General features: G+C 63.7%; 12 protein-coding genes. All 12 read left to right on the forward strand.

Annotation, left to right across the window (positions count from 1 at the left end; translation table 11 throughout):
- The first annotated feature begins 16 nt into the window (after positions 1-16).
- Entirely contained in the window at positions 17-706 is a 690-nt protein-coding gene (locus tag FJ527_RS14050; protein ID WP_181166354.1) for a hypothetical protein, read from the forward strand.
- Positions 703-1,032 (forward strand): hypothetical protein, encoded by a 330-nt coding sequence (locus FJ527_RS14055; protein ID WP_140715120.1) that lies wholly within the window; start codon positions 703-705, stop codon positions 1,030-1,032. Before FJ527_RS14050 ends, FJ527_RS14055 begins: the two co-directional genes overlap by 4 nt.
- 83 nt (positions 1,033-1,115) lie before the next feature.
- Complete coding sequence (locus FJ527_RS14060) at positions 1,116-2,012, forward strand: glutamine amidotransferase family protein (RefSeq protein ID WP_015318912.1); 897 nt, start codon at positions 1,116-1,118, stop codon at positions 2,010-2,012.
- Between the two features lie 4 nt (positions 2,013-2,016).
- Entirely contained in the window at positions 2,017-2,739 is a 723-nt protein-coding gene (locus tag FJ527_RS14065) for a GXGXG domain-containing protein (RefSeq protein ID WP_015318913.1), read from the forward strand.
- A 6-nt stretch (positions 2,740-2,745) separates the two neighbouring features.
- Entirely contained in the window at positions 2,746-4,074 is a 1,329-nt protein-coding gene (locus FJ527_RS14070; protein ID WP_015318914.1) for an FMN-binding glutamate synthase family protein, read from the forward strand.
- A gap of 63 nt (positions 4,075-4,137) precedes the next feature.
- Entirely contained in the window at positions 4,138-5,445 is a 1,308-nt protein-coding gene (glnT, locus tag FJ527_RS14075; RefSeq protein WP_140823374.1) for a type III glutamate--ammonia ligase, read from the forward strand.
- 91 nt (positions 5,446-5,536) lie between these two features.
- On the forward strand, positions 5,537-6,790 hold the full coding sequence (locus FJ527_RS14080) for a sarcosine oxidase subunit beta family protein (protein WP_140823375.1): 1,254 nt from the start codon (positions 5,537-5,539) through the stop codon (positions 6,788-6,790).
- A 15-nt stretch (positions 6,791-6,805) separates the two neighbouring features.
- Positions 6,806-7,081, forward strand: a complete 276-nt coding sequence (locus FJ527_RS14085; RefSeq protein WP_140617375.1) for a sarcosine oxidase subunit delta — start codon at positions 6,806-6,808, stop codon at positions 7,079-7,081.
- A gap of 241 nt (positions 7,082-7,322) precedes the next feature.
- A complete protein-coding gene (locus FJ527_RS14095; protein WP_181166355.1) occupies positions 7,323-10,301 on the forward strand; it encodes a sarcosine oxidase subunit alpha in 2,979 nt (992 codons plus the stop codon).
- Entirely contained in the window at positions 10,294-10,917 is a 624-nt protein-coding gene (locus FJ527_RS14100; RefSeq protein ID WP_140823539.1) for a sarcosine oxidase subunit gamma family protein, read from the forward strand. The genes FJ527_RS14095 and FJ527_RS14100 overlap by 8 nt, the downstream gene beginning before the upstream one ends.
- 105 nt (positions 10,918-11,022) lie before the next feature.
- Entirely contained in the window at positions 11,023-13,392 is a 2,370-nt protein-coding gene (locus FJ527_RS14105; RefSeq protein WP_140823378.1) for an aminomethyltransferase family protein, read from the forward strand.
- A gap of 253 nt (positions 13,393-13,645) precedes the next feature.
- Complete coding sequence (locus tag FJ527_RS14110; protein ID WP_015318922.1) at positions 13,646-15,355, forward strand: APC family permease; 1,710 nt, start codon at positions 13,646-13,648, stop codon at positions 15,353-15,355.
- Positions 15,356-15,397 lie beyond the last annotated feature (42 nt).

A 15,397-nucleotide genomic window follows, 5' to 3' on the forward strand; every position in this document is an offset into this window, starting at 1 on the left:
GGCCTTGCACGATAAAATGTCAGACGTGACATCAGCACTGCTTGCCGGGGCAATTGTCCTGGCTCTCGTCCTTCACTTTGCGTGGCAGGCGCGCCGCAGCCGCGACAGGGCCTCGGCAGCGCTGGCCGCCGATGAGGCGGGCATTCGCGCCGTCGTCGCGGATGCAGACAATGTCTCGGACGGCACCGCCGGCGTCATCACCTGGGAAGGATCATGGAACGGCCAACGCGTGCAGGTGCGCACCATCGTCGACACGCTGGCGACGCGGAAACTGCCGGCGCGCTGGCTCAGCGTTTCGATCACCGAGAAGGTCTCGGTACCTGCCATTTTCGACATGATGATGCGGCCGGGCTCGCCGACGACGTTCTCCAATTTCGACCATCTCCAGCATACGCTGCCGAAGGCGCCCGGTTTTCCGGCCGAGGCGGTCCTGCGGACAGACCGCAGGGGCACACGGTTCCCGCAGAGCATCATCGCCGGCCATATGGAACCGTTTTCAGAAGGCCGCGCCAAGGAGCTGCTGATCACGCCGAACGGAGTGCGCATCGTGTGGCTGCTGGCCGAGGCCGAGCGGGCACGCTACGGTGTCTTCCGGCAAGCCGCGTTCGGTGACACACGGATCGATTCTGCGCTGATCGAGCGGTTGCTCGTATCACTCTCGGATCTGCGCGACGCCATCAACCGAAGCGAACGGCAGGCCGCATGAGCACTTCAGACACTTCGCCGGCGCCAGTGAGCCCTTATCTCGTCCTGGGCGCCGCAATCGTGCTGCCGGCAAGCGGTCATGTCATTCTGGGCATCCCGGTGCGCGGACTGCAGTTTCTTTTCTTCATGGTCATCCTGGCCTGGGTGACCGCCAGGATTTCACCGCCGGACGCCAGCTTCGTCGGCCGTCACGCCGGCGGCTTCCTGATCTATGCGCTGTCGATCCTCGACGCCTACAAGATCGCCCGCATTCGTACCGCCAAATGGGCTCATAATGCCCGGCCGGAAGGAAACGGTACGCAGAGCGGCATTGGGCCGCATACGTAACCAGAGGAAAATTTCTTTCATGCCATTGAATTAGAGGATTTCATTCGGTACATCATCTTAGTCACAAACGTCGGGAGGCTGACATGTGCGGAATCGTTGGACTTTTCCTGAAGGACAAGGCGCTGGAGCCGAAGCTCGGCGCGATGCTGTCGGAGATGCTGGTATCGCTCAGCGATCGCGGCCCTGACAGTGCCGGCATCGCCATCTATGGCGCGACATCCGGCAACGAGGCCAAGATCACCATCCAGTCGCCGAAGCCGGAACGCGATTTCCGCGGCCTGGACGCCGAACTCGCGAAGGCCGTCGGAGCGCCGGTGAGCATTGCGGTGAAATCGACCCACGCGGTGGTCAGGACCACGCCGGACAAGGTCGACGCGGCGCGTGAAGCCCTCCAGTCGCTCAGGCCCGACATCCGGATCATGGGCGCCGGCGAAGCGGTGGAAATCTACAAGGAAGTCGGCCTGCCCGAAGCCGTCGTCGATCGCTTCGACGTGCGCAAGATGACCGGCACGCATGGCATCGGTCATACCCGCATGGCGACGGAATCGGCAGTGACGACGATGGGTGCGCATCCTTTCTCGACCGGTGCCGACCAGTGCCTTGTGCACAATGGTTCATTGTCGAACCACAACAATGTTCGCCGCGAATTGATCCGCGAAGGCATGAAATTCGAGACCGAGAACGATACCGAAGTGGCGGCCGCCTACCTTTCCTCGCAAATGGCGCATGGCAAGAACCTCGGCGAGGCACTTGAAGGCACCCTGTCCGACCTCGATGGCTTCTTCACCTTCGTCGTCGGCACCAAGAATGGTTTTGGCGTGGTGCGCGATCCGATCGCCTGCAAGCCCGCCGTGATGGCCGAGACCGACCAGTATGTCGCCTTCGGCTCGGAATATCGCGCCCTGACCAAACTGCCGGGCATAGACAATGCGAGGGTCTGGGAACCGGAGCCCGCAACCGTTTATTTCTGGGAGCATTGAGTTCATGCCGGCAACCTCCAAGGCAACGCGCGACAGCCATGCGCGCGTCTTCGACCTCGACGTCCTGTCGCTGCGCGAACTCAATCAAGCGCTCCACAATCTGGCTCCGGGTTCGAACGAGACGGCGTGGGAAGTGCTCAACCCGAAAGGGAGCCATTCGGTCGCCGTCGGTGTCGACCATCCTGTCAGCATCGATGTGCGCGGCAGCGTCGGCTATTACTGCGGCGGAATGAACTCCGGCAGCGCCATCACCGTGCACGGCTCGGCCGGCCCCGGCGTTGGCGAGAACATGATGTCGGGCTCGATCACCGTCAAAGGCGATGCCAGCCAGTATGCCGGCGCCACCGGCAAGGGCGGGCTGCTGGTCATCGAAGGCAATGCCTCGTCGCGCTGCGGCATCTCGATGAAAGGCATCGACATCGTCGTGCACGGCAATATCGGCCATATGTCGGCCTTCATGGCGCAATCCGGCAACCTCGTTGTTCTGGGCGATGCCGGCGATGCACTGGGCGATTCCATCTACGAGGCGCGGCTCTTCGTGCGCGGCAAGGTCGACAGTCTCGGTGCGGATTGTATCGCCAAGGAGATGCGGCCCGAGCATCTTGAACTGCTGCAGGGTCTGCTCGACCGCGCCGGCGTGACCGGCGTCAAGCCGTCGGAGTTCAAGCGCTACGGCTCGGCGCGCACGCTCTACAATTTCAATATCGACAACGCCGACGCGTATTGAGGCAGCATGACCTATCGCAACCCGCCGACGACGCCGCGCAAATCCGCGACCTTCGACGACTACACGCTCTCCGAAATCCGCCGCGCCGCGGCGACCGGCATCTACGATATCAGAGGTGCCGGCGCCAAGCGCAAGCTGCCGCATTTCGATGACCTTCTGTTCCTCGGCGCCTCGATCTCGCGCTATCCGCTGGAAGGCTACCGCGAGCGCTGCGACACATCCGTGGTGCTCGGTTCGCGCCACGCCAAGAAGCCTATCGAACTGAAGATCCCGATCACCATTGCCGGCATGAGCTTCGGCTCGCTGTCCGGTCCCGCCAAGGAAGCGCTCGGGCGCGGCGCGACGCTGTCGGGCACCTCGACCACGACCGGCGATGGCGGCATGACAGAGGAAGAGCGCGGCCATTCCAAGCAACTGGTCTATCAGTACCTGCCCTCGCGCTACGGCATGAACCTGCGCGACCTGCGTCGCGCCGATGCGATCGAAGTGGTCGTCGGCCAGGGTGCCAAGCCCGGCGGTGGCGGCATGCTGCTCGGCCAGAAGATTTCGGACCGTGTCGCCGAGATGCGCACGCTGCCCAAAGGCATCGACCAGCGCTCGGCCTCGCGCCACCCCGACTGGACCGGACCGGACGATCTCGAGATCAAGATCCTCGAGCTGCGCGAAATCACCGATTGGGAAAAACCGATCTACGTCAAGGTCGGCGGCGCCCGGCCCTACTACGATACAGCGCTTGCGGTGAAGGCCGGCGCCGATGTCGTCGTGGTCGACGGCATGCAGGGCGGAACGGCTGCAACGCAGGAAGTGTTTATCGAGAATGTCGGCCAGCCGACGCTCGCCTGCATCAGGCCGGCGGTGCAGGCGCTGCAGGATCTCGGCATGCACCGCAAGGTTCAGCTCATCGTCTCAGGCGGCATCCGCAACGGCGCCGATGTGGCCAAGGCGCTGGCGCTCGGCGTCGACGCCGTGTCGATCGGCACCGCGGCACTCGTGGCGCTCGGTGACAACGATCCCCGCTGGGAGGCGGAGTACAACGAACTCGGCACCACATCAGGCGCCTATGACGACTGGCATGAGGGCAAGGATCCTGCCGGCATCACCACGCAGGACCCCGAACTGATGAAGCGGGTCGACCCCGTGGCCGCCGGGCGCCGGTTGGCGAACTATTTGAAGGTGATGACGCTGGAGGCGCAAACCATCGCCCGCGCCTGCGGCAAGAACAGCCTCCACAATCTCGAACCCGAGGACCTCGTCGCATTGACTATCGAGGCTGCCGCCATGGCCGGCGTGCCACTGGCCGGCACCAACTGGATACCGGGGAAGAACGGCTTCTGATCAACAAAGGGCCGAAGGCCATATGCTCTAGGGCCAACAATCGATAAGAAATGGGGAACTTCAGTGACAGTTGATCTTGCAGAGTTCGCAAGGGCGAAAAACGTCAAATATTTCATGATTTCCTACACTGACCTGTTCAGTGGCCAGCGTGCCAAGCTGGTACCGGCGCAAGCCATCGCCGACATGCAGAAGGACGGTGCCGGCTTTGCCGGGTTCGCCACCTGGCTCGACCTCACGCCGGCGCATCCCGACATGCTGGCGGTGCCGGATCCGGACTCGGTCATCCAGTTGCCATGGAAACCGGAAGTCGCCTGGGTCGCCGCCAACTGCATCATGGACGACAAGGACGTCGACCAGGCGCCGCGCAATACACTGAAGCGGCTGATCGCCGAGGCAGCCGCCGACGGTATGCACGTCAAGACCGGCGTCGAGGCCGAGTTCTTCCTGATCTCGCCGGACGGCAAGACGATCTCCGATGAGTACGACACGGCATCGAAGCCTTGCTACGACCAGCAAGCGGTGATGCGCCGTTACGATGTCATCGCCGAGATCTGCGACCACATGCTGGCGCTCGGCTGGGGCGCTTACCAGAACGACCACGAGGACGCTAACGGCCAATTCGAGATGAACTGGGCGTTCGACGATGCGCTGCCGACCGCCGACAAGCATTCCTTCTTCAAGTTCATGGTCAAGTCGATCGCGGAAAAACATGGGCTGCGCGCCACCTTCATGCCCAAACCGTTCCAGGGCCTGACCGGCAATGGCTGCCATGCCCACATCTCTGTCTGGGACAGATCGGGCAGGACCAATGTCTTCGCCGACAATTCGATGGAGCTCGGTCTTTCCGCCAAGGGCAAGAACTTCCTTGGCGGCATCATGAAGCACGCTTCGGCGCTCGCCGCGATCACCAACCCGACGGTCAATTCCTATAAGCGCATCAACGCGCCGCGCACCATTTCGGGCGCGACCTGGGCGCCGAACACGGTGACCTGGACCGGCAACAACCGCACCCACATGGTGCGCGTGCCCGGCCCCGGCCGCTTCGAATTGCGCCTGCCCGATGGCGCTGCCAACCCTTATCTCCTGCAGGCGGTCATCATCGCCGCCGGCCTCGACGGCATCCGCTCGAAGGCCGATCCGGGCAAGCGCTACGATATCGACATGTACCAGCATGGCCACACGGTGAGGGGCGCGCCTAAGCTGCCGCTCAACCTGCTCGATGCGTTGCGCGAGTTCGACAAGGACAAATCGCTCAAGGCGGCGCTGGGTGAGGAATTCTCGTCGGCATATCTAAAGCTGAAGCACCAGGAATGGAATTCCTATGCTTCGCATTTCACGCAATGGGAGCGCGACCACACGCTGGACATCTAGAGCATCGGACCGAAAAGTGTGACACGGTTTTCGGCAAAGGCGATGCGTCAAGAAAGTTCCTGCGTGGGGCGAGCGACCTCGGAATGAACGTATGAAATACTCGATCTTCTCGCTCGCCCGCGCCACTCTTTCCGGCCACAAAAACTGGCAACGCACCTGGCGCGACGCCGCGCCGAAGGACCGCTACGACGTGGTGATCATCGGCGGCGGCGGCCATGGGCTGGCCACCGCCTGGTTCCTGGCCAGCGAATTCGGCATCAAAAATGTCGCGGTGCTGGAAAAAGGCTGGATCGGCTCCGGCAATGCCGGCCGCAACACCACCATCATCCGCTCCAACTACGGCCTGCCCGGCAATACCGGCTTCTACGAATTGTCGATGAAGCTTTGGGAACGGATGGAGCAGGACCTCAACTACAACGCGATGGTCAGCCAGCGCGGCGTCATCAACCTCTACCATTCCGATGCGCAGCGCGACGCCTATGCACGGCGCGGCAACACCATGCGCATCAACGGCATCGATGCCGAACTGCTCGACCTGGCGGCGGTCAAGAAGATGATCCCGTTCCTGAACTTCGACAATGCGCGCTTTCCCGTGCAGGGCGGGCTGCTGCAGCGGCGCGGCGGCACGGCGCGGCACGATGCGGTGGCCTGGGGCTACGCCCACGCTGCCAGCGAACTCGGCGTCGACATCATCCAGAATTGCGAAGTCACGGGCTTTGTCAGGGACGCCAACGGCAAGGTGACTGGTGTCGAGACCTCGCGCGGCAGGATCGGCGCCGGCAAGGTCGGCATGGCGGTGGCCGGGTCCTCATCGCGCGTCGCGGCGATGGCTGGCCTGCGGCTGCCGATCGAAAGCCATGTGCTGCAGGCCTTCGTCTCGGAGGCGATCAAGCCGCTCATTCCCGGCGTCATGACGTTTGGCGCCGGCCATTTCTATGTCAGCCAGTCCGACAAGGGCGGGCTGGTCTTCGGCGGCGACATCGACGGCTACAATTCCTATGCCCAGCGCGGCAATATGCCTGTCATGGAAGATGTCTGCGAGGGCGGCATGGCGCTGATGCCGATGATAGGCCGCGTCCGCCTGCTGCGCCAATGGGGCGGCATCATGGATATGTCGATGGACGGCTCGCCGATCATCGACAAGACACCGGTCGACGGGCTCTACCTCAATGCCGGCTGGTGTTATGGCGGCTTCAAGGCGACACCCGGCTCAGGCTTCGTCTTCGCCCATCTGCTTGCTCGCGATGAATCGCACGCCGAGGCCGCCCGCTTCCGGCTCGACCGGTTCCGGTCTGGTGCTGTCATCGACGAAAAGGGCCAGGGCGCCCAACCGAACCTGCACTGAGGACAGTCGAAAAACATGCGTATTGTCTGTCCCTTCTGTGGTGAACGCGAGCTCGGCGAGTTCACCTATCTCGGCGACGCCAAGCCGGTGCGGCCGGCGCCTGGAGCGTCGGAAGATGAGGTCTACGATTACGTCTATCTGCGCGACAACATCGCCGGCGTGATGGATGAGAACTGGTATCATGGCGGCGGCTGCCGGGCCTGGCTGAAGGTCACCCGCAACACGCTGACGCACGAGATTTCGGCTGTGGAACCGGCGGCGGGTGCCGGGGCGAGGCAGGTTGCGAAATGAATATTTCCTGCCAACTCGGCGCCGCCCCTCACCTGCCTGCCGGCATCCTCTCCCCGTATAGTGACGGGGAGAGGGGTGCTGCCGTCCCCGGTTTCGCCGATCGCCAGCGCTGCAAGAAGGAAGCCAACTTAGCGGCCAGCCCCCTTCTCCCCGTCACTATACGGGGAGAAGTGCCCGGCAGGGCGATGAGGGGCAGTGCTGCCCTCCGCCATGACATCGAATCGACGAGAGGCTGGACATCGTGACCTCTCAACCCCATCGTCTCACATCCGGCGGTCTCGTCGACCGTTCGGCGCCGCTGAATTTCAGGTTCGACGGCAAGAGCTTCTCCGGTTTCAAAGGCGACACGCTTGCCTCGGCACTGGTTGCCAACGGCGTCAAGCTGGTTGGCCGCTCGTTCAAGTACCATCGCCCGCGCGGCATCCTGACCGCGGGATCGGAAGAACCTAACGCGCTGGTGGAGCTGCGCAGCGGTGCACGGCGCGAGCCGAACACCAAGGCGACGACAGCGGAGCTCTATGAAGGGCTCGACGCCGCCAGCCAGAACCGCTGGCCGTCGCTCGCCTTCGACGTGATGTCGGTCAACCAGCTGTTCGCGCCGATCTTCGTCGCCGGCTTCTACTACAAGACCTTCATGTGGCCGGCGAAGTTCTGGGAAGCGATCTATGAGCCGGCGATCCGCCGCGCCGCGGGTCTCGGCCGTGCAGCCGGCATTGCCGACCCGGATCATTACGACAAGGCCTGGGCGCATTGCGACGTGCTGATCGCCGGGTCCGGCCCGACGGGCCTCGCAGCCGCCCTCGCAGCAGGCCGCAGCGGCGCCCGCGTCATCCTGTGCGAAGAGGACTTTGTTCCCGGCGGGCGCCTGCTTGCCGATGGCGGCATGATCGACGGCATGCCTGCCGACGAATGGATCGCGCGCACGCTCAGTGAGCTTGCCGCCATGCCTGATGTCCGCATCATGACGCGCACGACGCTGTTCGGCGTCTATGATGGCGGCACCTATGGCGCGATCGAGCGTGTCAGCGACCATCTGCCCTCGCCGCCGGAGCACCAGGTGCGCCAGCGGCTATGGCGGATCGTGGCCAAGCGCTGCGTCGTCGCGGCAGGCGCGCTCGAACGGCCAATCGTCTTTGCCGGCAACGACACGCCGGGCGTGATGATGGCGTCCGCCATGCGCAGCTATATCGCACGTTATGCCGCGGCACCGGCCAGACGCATCGCGCTGTTCACCAACAACGAGGACGGCTGGCGCACCGTCGAGGCAGCGCTCGGGGCGGGACTGCAGGTCGCCGCCGTGATCGACGCGCGCGCGGAAATCTCTTCCGAGCACCGCTCGCTTGCCAGCAAGGGCGGCTTTGCGGTTCTGCATGGCTCCGTCAGCGGCATCGATGGCGGCAAGAATGGCGTGCGCAAGATTTCCGTCTCACTCACCGGCGGCGCGCGTGCCGAAGTGGAAGCCGACGGGCTTGCCGTTTCCGGCGGCTGGAACCCGGCGGTCGGGCTCACCTCCTATCATCGCGGCCGGCCGAAATGGCGCAACGATATCGCCGCCTTCGTGCCCGACGGCGCGCCTCCGGGAATGGTCGCGGCTGGTGCCGCCAACGGCGCCTTCGGGCTTGGCGCCTGCTTGCGCGAAGGATTTGCGGCGGGCGCGGTGGCGGCACGTGATGCCGGACATGGCAATGGCTCAGGCTCCACGCCGGTGGCCGACGACGAAGCCTTTTCGCTGACGCCGCTTTGGCACGTTGCCGGCAAGGGCAAGGCTTTCGTCGACCAACAGCATGATGTCACCGCATCGGATATCGAGCTGGCACAGCGCGAAGGGTTCGAATCGGTCGAGCACCTGAAGCGCTACACCACGCTCGGCATGGCGACCGACCAGGGCAAGACCTCGAACGTCGCCGGCCTCGCCATCATGGCGGCGGTCACGGGCAAATCCATTCCCGAGACCGGCACGACAATCTACCGGCCTCCCTATGTGCCGGTCGCCATCGGCGCCTTCGCCGGCCATCATCGCGACGAGAATTTTCACGCCACGCGGCTGACGCCGTCGCATCACTGGGCCGCCGAACAGGGCGCGATCTTCGTCGACACCGGCCTGTGGAAGCGCGCGCAATGGTATCCGCGCGCCGGCGAGAAGGATTGGCTGGAATCGGTGACCCGCGAGGTCAAGGCGGTGCGCTCAGGCGTCGGCTTCTGCGATGTCTCGACGCTGGGCAAGATCGACGTGCATGGCGCGGACGCCGGCACCTTCCTCGACCGCGTCTACATCAACACCTTCTCCACTCTTGCGGTGGGAAAAGCGCGCTACGGGCTGATGCTGCGCGAGGACGGCATCGTCTATGATGACGGCACCACGTCGCGGCTGGCCGAGGACCACTATTTCCTCACCACCACCACGGCCAAGGCCGGGCTGGTGATGCAGCATCTCGAATTCTGCCGGCAAGTGCTGTTTCCGGAACTCGATGTGCAGTTAACCTCGGTCTCGGACCAGTGGGCGCAATTTTCGATTGCCGGGCCCAAAACCCGCGACCTGTTGAAAGAGATCGTCGATCCTTCGGAAGACCTTTCCAACGAAGGGTTCCCCTTCATGGGCGCGCGCGAAGTCGCGTTGCGCGGCGGCGTCAGGGCGCGGTTGTTCCGCATTTCCTTCTCGGGCGAAATGGCGTTCGAGATTTCGGTGCCGGCGCGCTACGGCGAGGCGATGGCGCGCAATTTGATGATTGCGGGCAAGCCGTTCGGCGTGACGCCTTACGGCACCGAGGCACTCGGCGTCATGCGCATCGAAAAGGGTCACGTCGCGGGTCCGGAACTCAGCGGCACGACCACCGCGGCCGATCTCGGCCTCGGCAAGATGATGTCGACCAGGAAGGATTTCATCGGCCGCGTCATGGCCGGACGCGAGGCGCTGATCGCAGCGGATCGGCAGGTCGTCGTCGGCATCAAGCCGACCGACAAGGTCCGGCGCCTGCGTTCCGGCGCGCACATCATTCCGAAGGGGCAGACACCCGGGCCCGACAACGACCAGGGCTACGTCACCTCGGTCTGCTTTTCGCCGACATCAGACCAATGGATCGGGCTTGCACTTGTCGAGCGCGGCCGCGAGCGGTTCGGCGAGATCGTGCATGCGCACGATCCGCTACGCGGCGAGGATTACGATTTGGAACTGTGCAACCCTGTCTTCTATGACCCGGATGGAGGGCGCCAGCGTGGCTGAGTTTTCCTGGGAAACCCGCAGCCCTCTCCACCGCGCACTCGTCGCCGGTCCACACGGCGCGCGAGGCGACGCCGGCGTGACCCTGAGCGAGATCCGCAATTTCGACCTTGTCCAGGTGATGGCGCGGCGCGGCAAGACGGCCGAGATGGCGAGCGCCGCGAACGCGCATTTCGGCGTGACGGCGCCGGAAACACCGAAGGCGGCCGCAGCAGCCGAAGCCACGCTCATCTGGTCGGGACCGGATCAGTTCTTCGTGCTGTCGAAAGGCAGACACACGGTGGAGTCGCTGGCCCCGGTTTTCGCGACCTCGGCTTCGCTCTCGGACCAGTCACATGCGCGGGTGTTGATCAGCATTTCCGGCAACAAGGCGCGCGCCCTGCTCGCCAAACTGTCGTCGATCGATCTGTATCCGGCGGCGTTCCCGGTCGGAGCCGCGGCAACCACCTCGATGGATCACACCAGCGTCACGCTGTGGCGTGGCAATGATGCGCCGGACGGACAGGCTGTTTTCATCGTTCTGGTGTTTTCGACCTTCGCCGAAAGCCTGTGGCACACGATGCTGGACTCGGCTGCCGAGTATGGTGTCGAGATCGGGCATTCGGAGGACTTGGCGTAGCACTGCGCTTCTTCCCCGCCTTGCCAAACTCCGCTCCGCTGCTATTCTTGCTGCTAAAATAATTTCACACACAGGCAAACTTGTTTCTCGAACCGCAAGGCTGAGATGAGCCAGTCGCCCTACCCCACCGTGACAGCCGGACCGCCCAGGCCAAGCCTGATCCTGCGGCCCGGCCAGATCGCGCTGCCGGCCGGCATGGAGCGCTATACCGTACAGGGGAATGGCGCGGTGCTGATCGACGTCGAGGCCGGCGATACGATCACGGTTCGCAACGTCGAGGGAGGCCAGGCCTGCGAGCTGCTGGCTTGGGACAGGTCAGGCGCCAGCGATCCCGGCATTCTCAGTGAAAAATCCAACAGCAATGCCGCCGGCATCAAGGCGCTGCTCACCGAGGGCGACGACAGTCTTTCGGCGGTGCGCCGCGGCCTCGAACGCCGCCAGGTTCAGCTTGGGCAGGCCGAGGCGGTGCGCGTGTTTGGCGGCATGACACCAGCCGGTACCGAGCAGGCATTCACAGTCGCGCGCGACGGCGCGATGCTGATCGCCGCACCCGGCGGTCCGATGCTGGTCGATGGGCACGACACAGCGACGCCGCTCAGCGTCGTCGTGCGGCGCAACACGATCCGCCTGAAAACGAAATCCCGGCTTGCCGATCCATTGGCCGATCCGATGCTCGATTTGCGCGTCCATTCGGCGACGGCGGAATCGTATTTCGTCAAGGCGGGCGACTATCTGCAGATCATCGATGTCGACGGGCGCCAGTGCACCGACTTCCAGTGTTTCTCGGCCCGCAAGCTGGACAAGGGGCTCGACCATCCGCTCGACGTCACGACCACGCGCACGCTGATGGGCGCGAGCTATCCGATGCCCGGCCTGCATTCGAAATATTACGACCAGGACATGGAACCGCTGGTTGAGGTGGTGCAGGACACATGCGGCCGGCACGATGCCTTCGCGCTCGCCTGCGCGGCGAAATATTATGACGACATCGGCTATCCCGGCCACACCAACTGCTCGGAGAACTTTAATCGCGCGCTGGACGGCAAGGGCGTCAATCCCCGCGCCGGCTGGATGGCGATCAACTTCTTCTTCAACACGGCGATCGACGCCCATGGGGTCATGGTGTCGGACGAGCCATGGTCGCGGGCCGGCGACTATGTTCTGCTCAGAGCGCTGACCGACATCGTCTGCGTCTCCTCGGCCTGCCCCGACGACACGACGCCGGCCAATGGCTGGGACCTGACCGACATCCACGTGCGGACCTATTCCGGCCAGCACAAATTCTCGCGAGCGATCGCCAGACGCATGACGCCTGATTCGGAACCGAAAATGACCCGCGAGACAGCTTTCCATTCGAGCTTTGCCAAACACACACGCGACTTCGTCGAGTACAGGGGCTATTGGCTGGCCAATTCGTTCGCCAGGGAAGGCGCCATCGCCGAATATTGGGCCTGCCGGCAGGATGCCGTGATCATGGACCTGTCGCCGCTGCGCAAGTTCGAAGTGACCGGCCCGGATGCCGAAGCGCTGCTGCAATATACGCTGACGCGTGACGTCAAGAAGCTCGGCGTCGGCCAGGTCGTCTACTCCGCCATGTGTTACGAACATGGCGGCATGATCGACGACGGCACGCTTCTGCGGCTCGGCAAGGACAATTTCCGCTGGGTTGGCGGCGACGATCTGTCCGGCGAATGGCTGCGCGAGACGGCGACAAAACTCGGCCTCAACGTGCTGGTGCGCTCGTCCACCGACCAGATGCACAACATCGCCGTGCAAGGGCCAAAGAGCCGCGCCATCCTGAAGGAGGTGATCTGGACCTCGCCGCTGCAGCCATCGATCGAGGAACTCGAATGGTTCCGCTTCGCCGTCGCCAGGATCGGCGGCGGCAACGGCATCCCCGTCCTCGTTTCACGCACCGGCTATACCGGCGAACTCGGCTACGAGATTTGGTGCCATCCGCGCGACGCGCAAAAAGTCTTCGACGCGATCTGGGAGGCCGGCCAGCCGCATGGGCTGAAGCCGATGGGCCTGCAGGCGCTCGACATGGTGCGCATCGAGGCCGGACTGATCTTCGCCGGTTACGAATTTTCCGACCAGACCGATCCGTTCGAGGCTGGTATCGGCTTCACCGTGCCGCTGAAGAGCAAGACCGACGATTTCATCGGCCGCGAGGCGCTGATCCGGCGCAAGGATCATCCGCAGACAAAGCTGGTCGGCCTCGACATCGACAGCAATGTCGCCGTCGGCCACGGCGACTGCGTCCATGTCGGGCGCGCCCAGATCGGCGTCGTCACGTCGGGCATGCGCTCGCCGTTGCTGAGCAAGAACATCGCGCTGGCGCGGCTCGACGTCGCTCATGCCGCTGTCGGCACGGAGGTCGAGATCGGCAAGCTCGACGGCCACGCCAAGCGGCTGCCGGCTCGGGTCGTGGCCTTTGCCCACTACGATCCGCAAAAGACCAAACCACGTTCCTGACCTGCCCTTTTGGGACTCGCAAAGCGCCCGCCGGCCGCACCGCCGGACGCTTTGATGTTCGCGCGCGCAAGCGTGATGTGCATGGTTTCACAAATCGCTTGACGTGACGGCGCGCCGGATCAATCTTCACTCCTAAGAAAAAAATACAACTGAGTGGAAACACTGCGGCCGGAACGATCATTTGCCGGGGAGTAAGTTTCGCGTAGCCGAGGCATCACTGGCGGGGAACATCGAAAAAGGGGAACTCATCCACATGAGCACAATAAGTACGGTCCTGGACCAGCCTGCCGAAAGCAAGCTGCTCAGGCATATCGACTGGCGCGGCGCCTTCTGGGTGGCGAGTGGCGTTCCGGCGCTGGTCCTGTTCTCGATCGGCGGCATTGCCGGCACGACGGGAAAGCTGGCGTTCCTGATCTGGACGGTCTCCATGATCATGGGCTTTCTGCAATCCTTCACCTATGCCGAGATCGCTGGCCTGTTCCCGAACAAGTCCGGCGGTGCCTCGATCTACGGCGCCACGGCCTGGCTGCGCTACTCCAAGTTCATCGCGCCGCTGTCGGTGTGGTGCAACTGGTTCGCCTGGTCGCCGGTGCTGTCGCTCGGCTGCTCGATCGCCGCCGCCTATATCCTCAATGCACTGGCGCCGGTGCCGCTGTTCACCGAGGCCTCGCCCGATGTCGTCGCCTACATCGCCGCGCACGCCGGAACGGCGCCTGCCGACGCCATCACCGCGGTGACCGCCGCCGCGACGCCGGCGATCCGCAACTGGACGCTGTGGAGCCACACGCTAGGCCCGGTGTCCTTCACGCTCAATGCCACCTTCTTCATCGGCGCGGTGCTGATGCTGATCATCTTCTCGATCCAACATCGCGGCATTCTGGGCACTGCCAGCGTGCAGAAATATATCGGACTGCTGGTCATTATCCCGATGCTGATCGTCGGCGTGGTGCCGATCTTCACCGGCCAGATCGACTGGTCGAACTTTTCGCCGCTGGTGCCGCTCGCCGCCGCCTATGCACCTGAGCCCGGCTCCTGGAACATCGCCGGCTGGACATTGGCGCTCGGCGGCATGTTCATCGCCGCATGGTCGACCTACGGGTTCGAAACCGCCGTCTGCTACACGTCGGAGTTCAAGAACCCGGGTACCGATACGTTCAAGGCCATCTTCTATTCCGGCCTGCTCTGCATGCTTTTGTTCATCCTGGTGCCCTTCACCTTCCAGGGCGTGCTGGGCTTGAACGGCATGCTGGCAACACCGATCGTCGACGGCTCCGGCGTGGCCGATGCGCTGGCCGGCATGGTCGGCGGAGGCAGGCTTATCCACAGTCTGCTGGTGATGCTGATGATCCTGGCGCTGGTGCTGTGCATCATGACGGCGATGGCCGGCTCGTCGCGCACGCTCTACCAGGGCTCGGTCGACGGCTGGCTGCCCCGTTATCTCAGCCACGTCAACGAGCACGGCGCGCCGACGCGGGCCATGTGGACCGATCTCTGCTTCAATCTGGTCGTGCTGGCGATCGCCTCGGCCGACGCGACGAGCTTCTTCTTCATCCTCGCCGTGTCGAACTGCGGCTACATCATCTTCAATTTCCTCAACCTCAATGCCGGCTGGATCCACCGCATCGACAACGGCCATATCGCACGGCCGTGGAAAGCACCGAGCTGGCTCTTGGGGATCGGGGCGATCTTCGCCTACGTCAACGCGATCTTCATGGGCGCAGGCGCCAAGGTGTGGAACCCGATGGCGCTGTGGGCCGGACTGATCACGGCGGCGCTCATCATCCCGGTGTTCTGCTTCCGCCACTACATCCAGGACAAGGGCAAATTCCCCGACCACATGCTGGCCGATCTCGGCATGGCGGGAGCCGACCTTTCGGTCAAGAAGGCGGGCATGCTGCCCTATCTGACGCTGGTCGCCGGCGTGGCGGTCATGCTCATCGCGAATTGGGTGTTCGTCATCTGATGGTCTGACTGCGGCCTAAATCATTGCATCAAGGAAAACCGG

This window comes from Mesorhizobium sp. B2-4-18 (assembly GCF_006441385.1).
GTDB lineage: Bacteria > Pseudomonadota > Alphaproteobacteria > Rhizobiales > Rhizobiaceae > Mesorhizobium > Mesorhizobium australicum.

Coding starts and splice junctions, on each gene's coding strand:
- FJ527_RS14105 (WP_140823378.1), top strand. CDS start 11,023: ATGAGCCAGTCGCCCTACCCCACCGTGACAGCCGGACCGCCCAGGCCA.
- FJ527_RS14070 (WP_015318914.1), top strand. CDS start 2,746: ATGACCTATCGCAACCCGCCGACGACGCCGCGCAAATCCGCGACCTTC.
- FJ527_RS14080 (WP_140823375.1), top strand. CDS start 5,537: ATGAAATACTCGATCTTCTCGCTCGCCCGCGCCACTCTTTCCGGCCAC.
- FJ527_RS14060 (WP_015318912.1), top strand. CDS start 1,116: ATGTGCGGAATCGTTGGACTTTTCCTGAAGGACAAGGCGCTGGAGCCG.
- FJ527_RS14050 (WP_181166354.1), top strand. CDS start 17: ATGTCAGACGTGACATCAGCACTGCTTGCCGGGGCAATTGTCCTGGCT.
- FJ527_RS14065 (WP_015318913.1), top strand. CDS start 2,017: ATGCCGGCAACCTCCAAGGCAACGCGCGACAGCCATGCGCGCGTCTTC.
- FJ527_RS14110 (WP_015318922.1), top strand. CDS start 13,646: ATGAGCACAATAAGTACGGTCCTGGACCAGCCTGCCGAAAGCAAGCTG.
- FJ527_RS14085 (WP_140617375.1), top strand. CDS start 6,806: ATGCGTATTGTCTGTCCCTTCTGTGGTGAACGCGAGCTCGGCGAGTTC.
- FJ527_RS14055 (WP_140715120.1), top strand. CDS start 703: ATGAGCACTTCAGACACTTCGCCGGCGCCAGTGAGCCCTTATCTCGTC.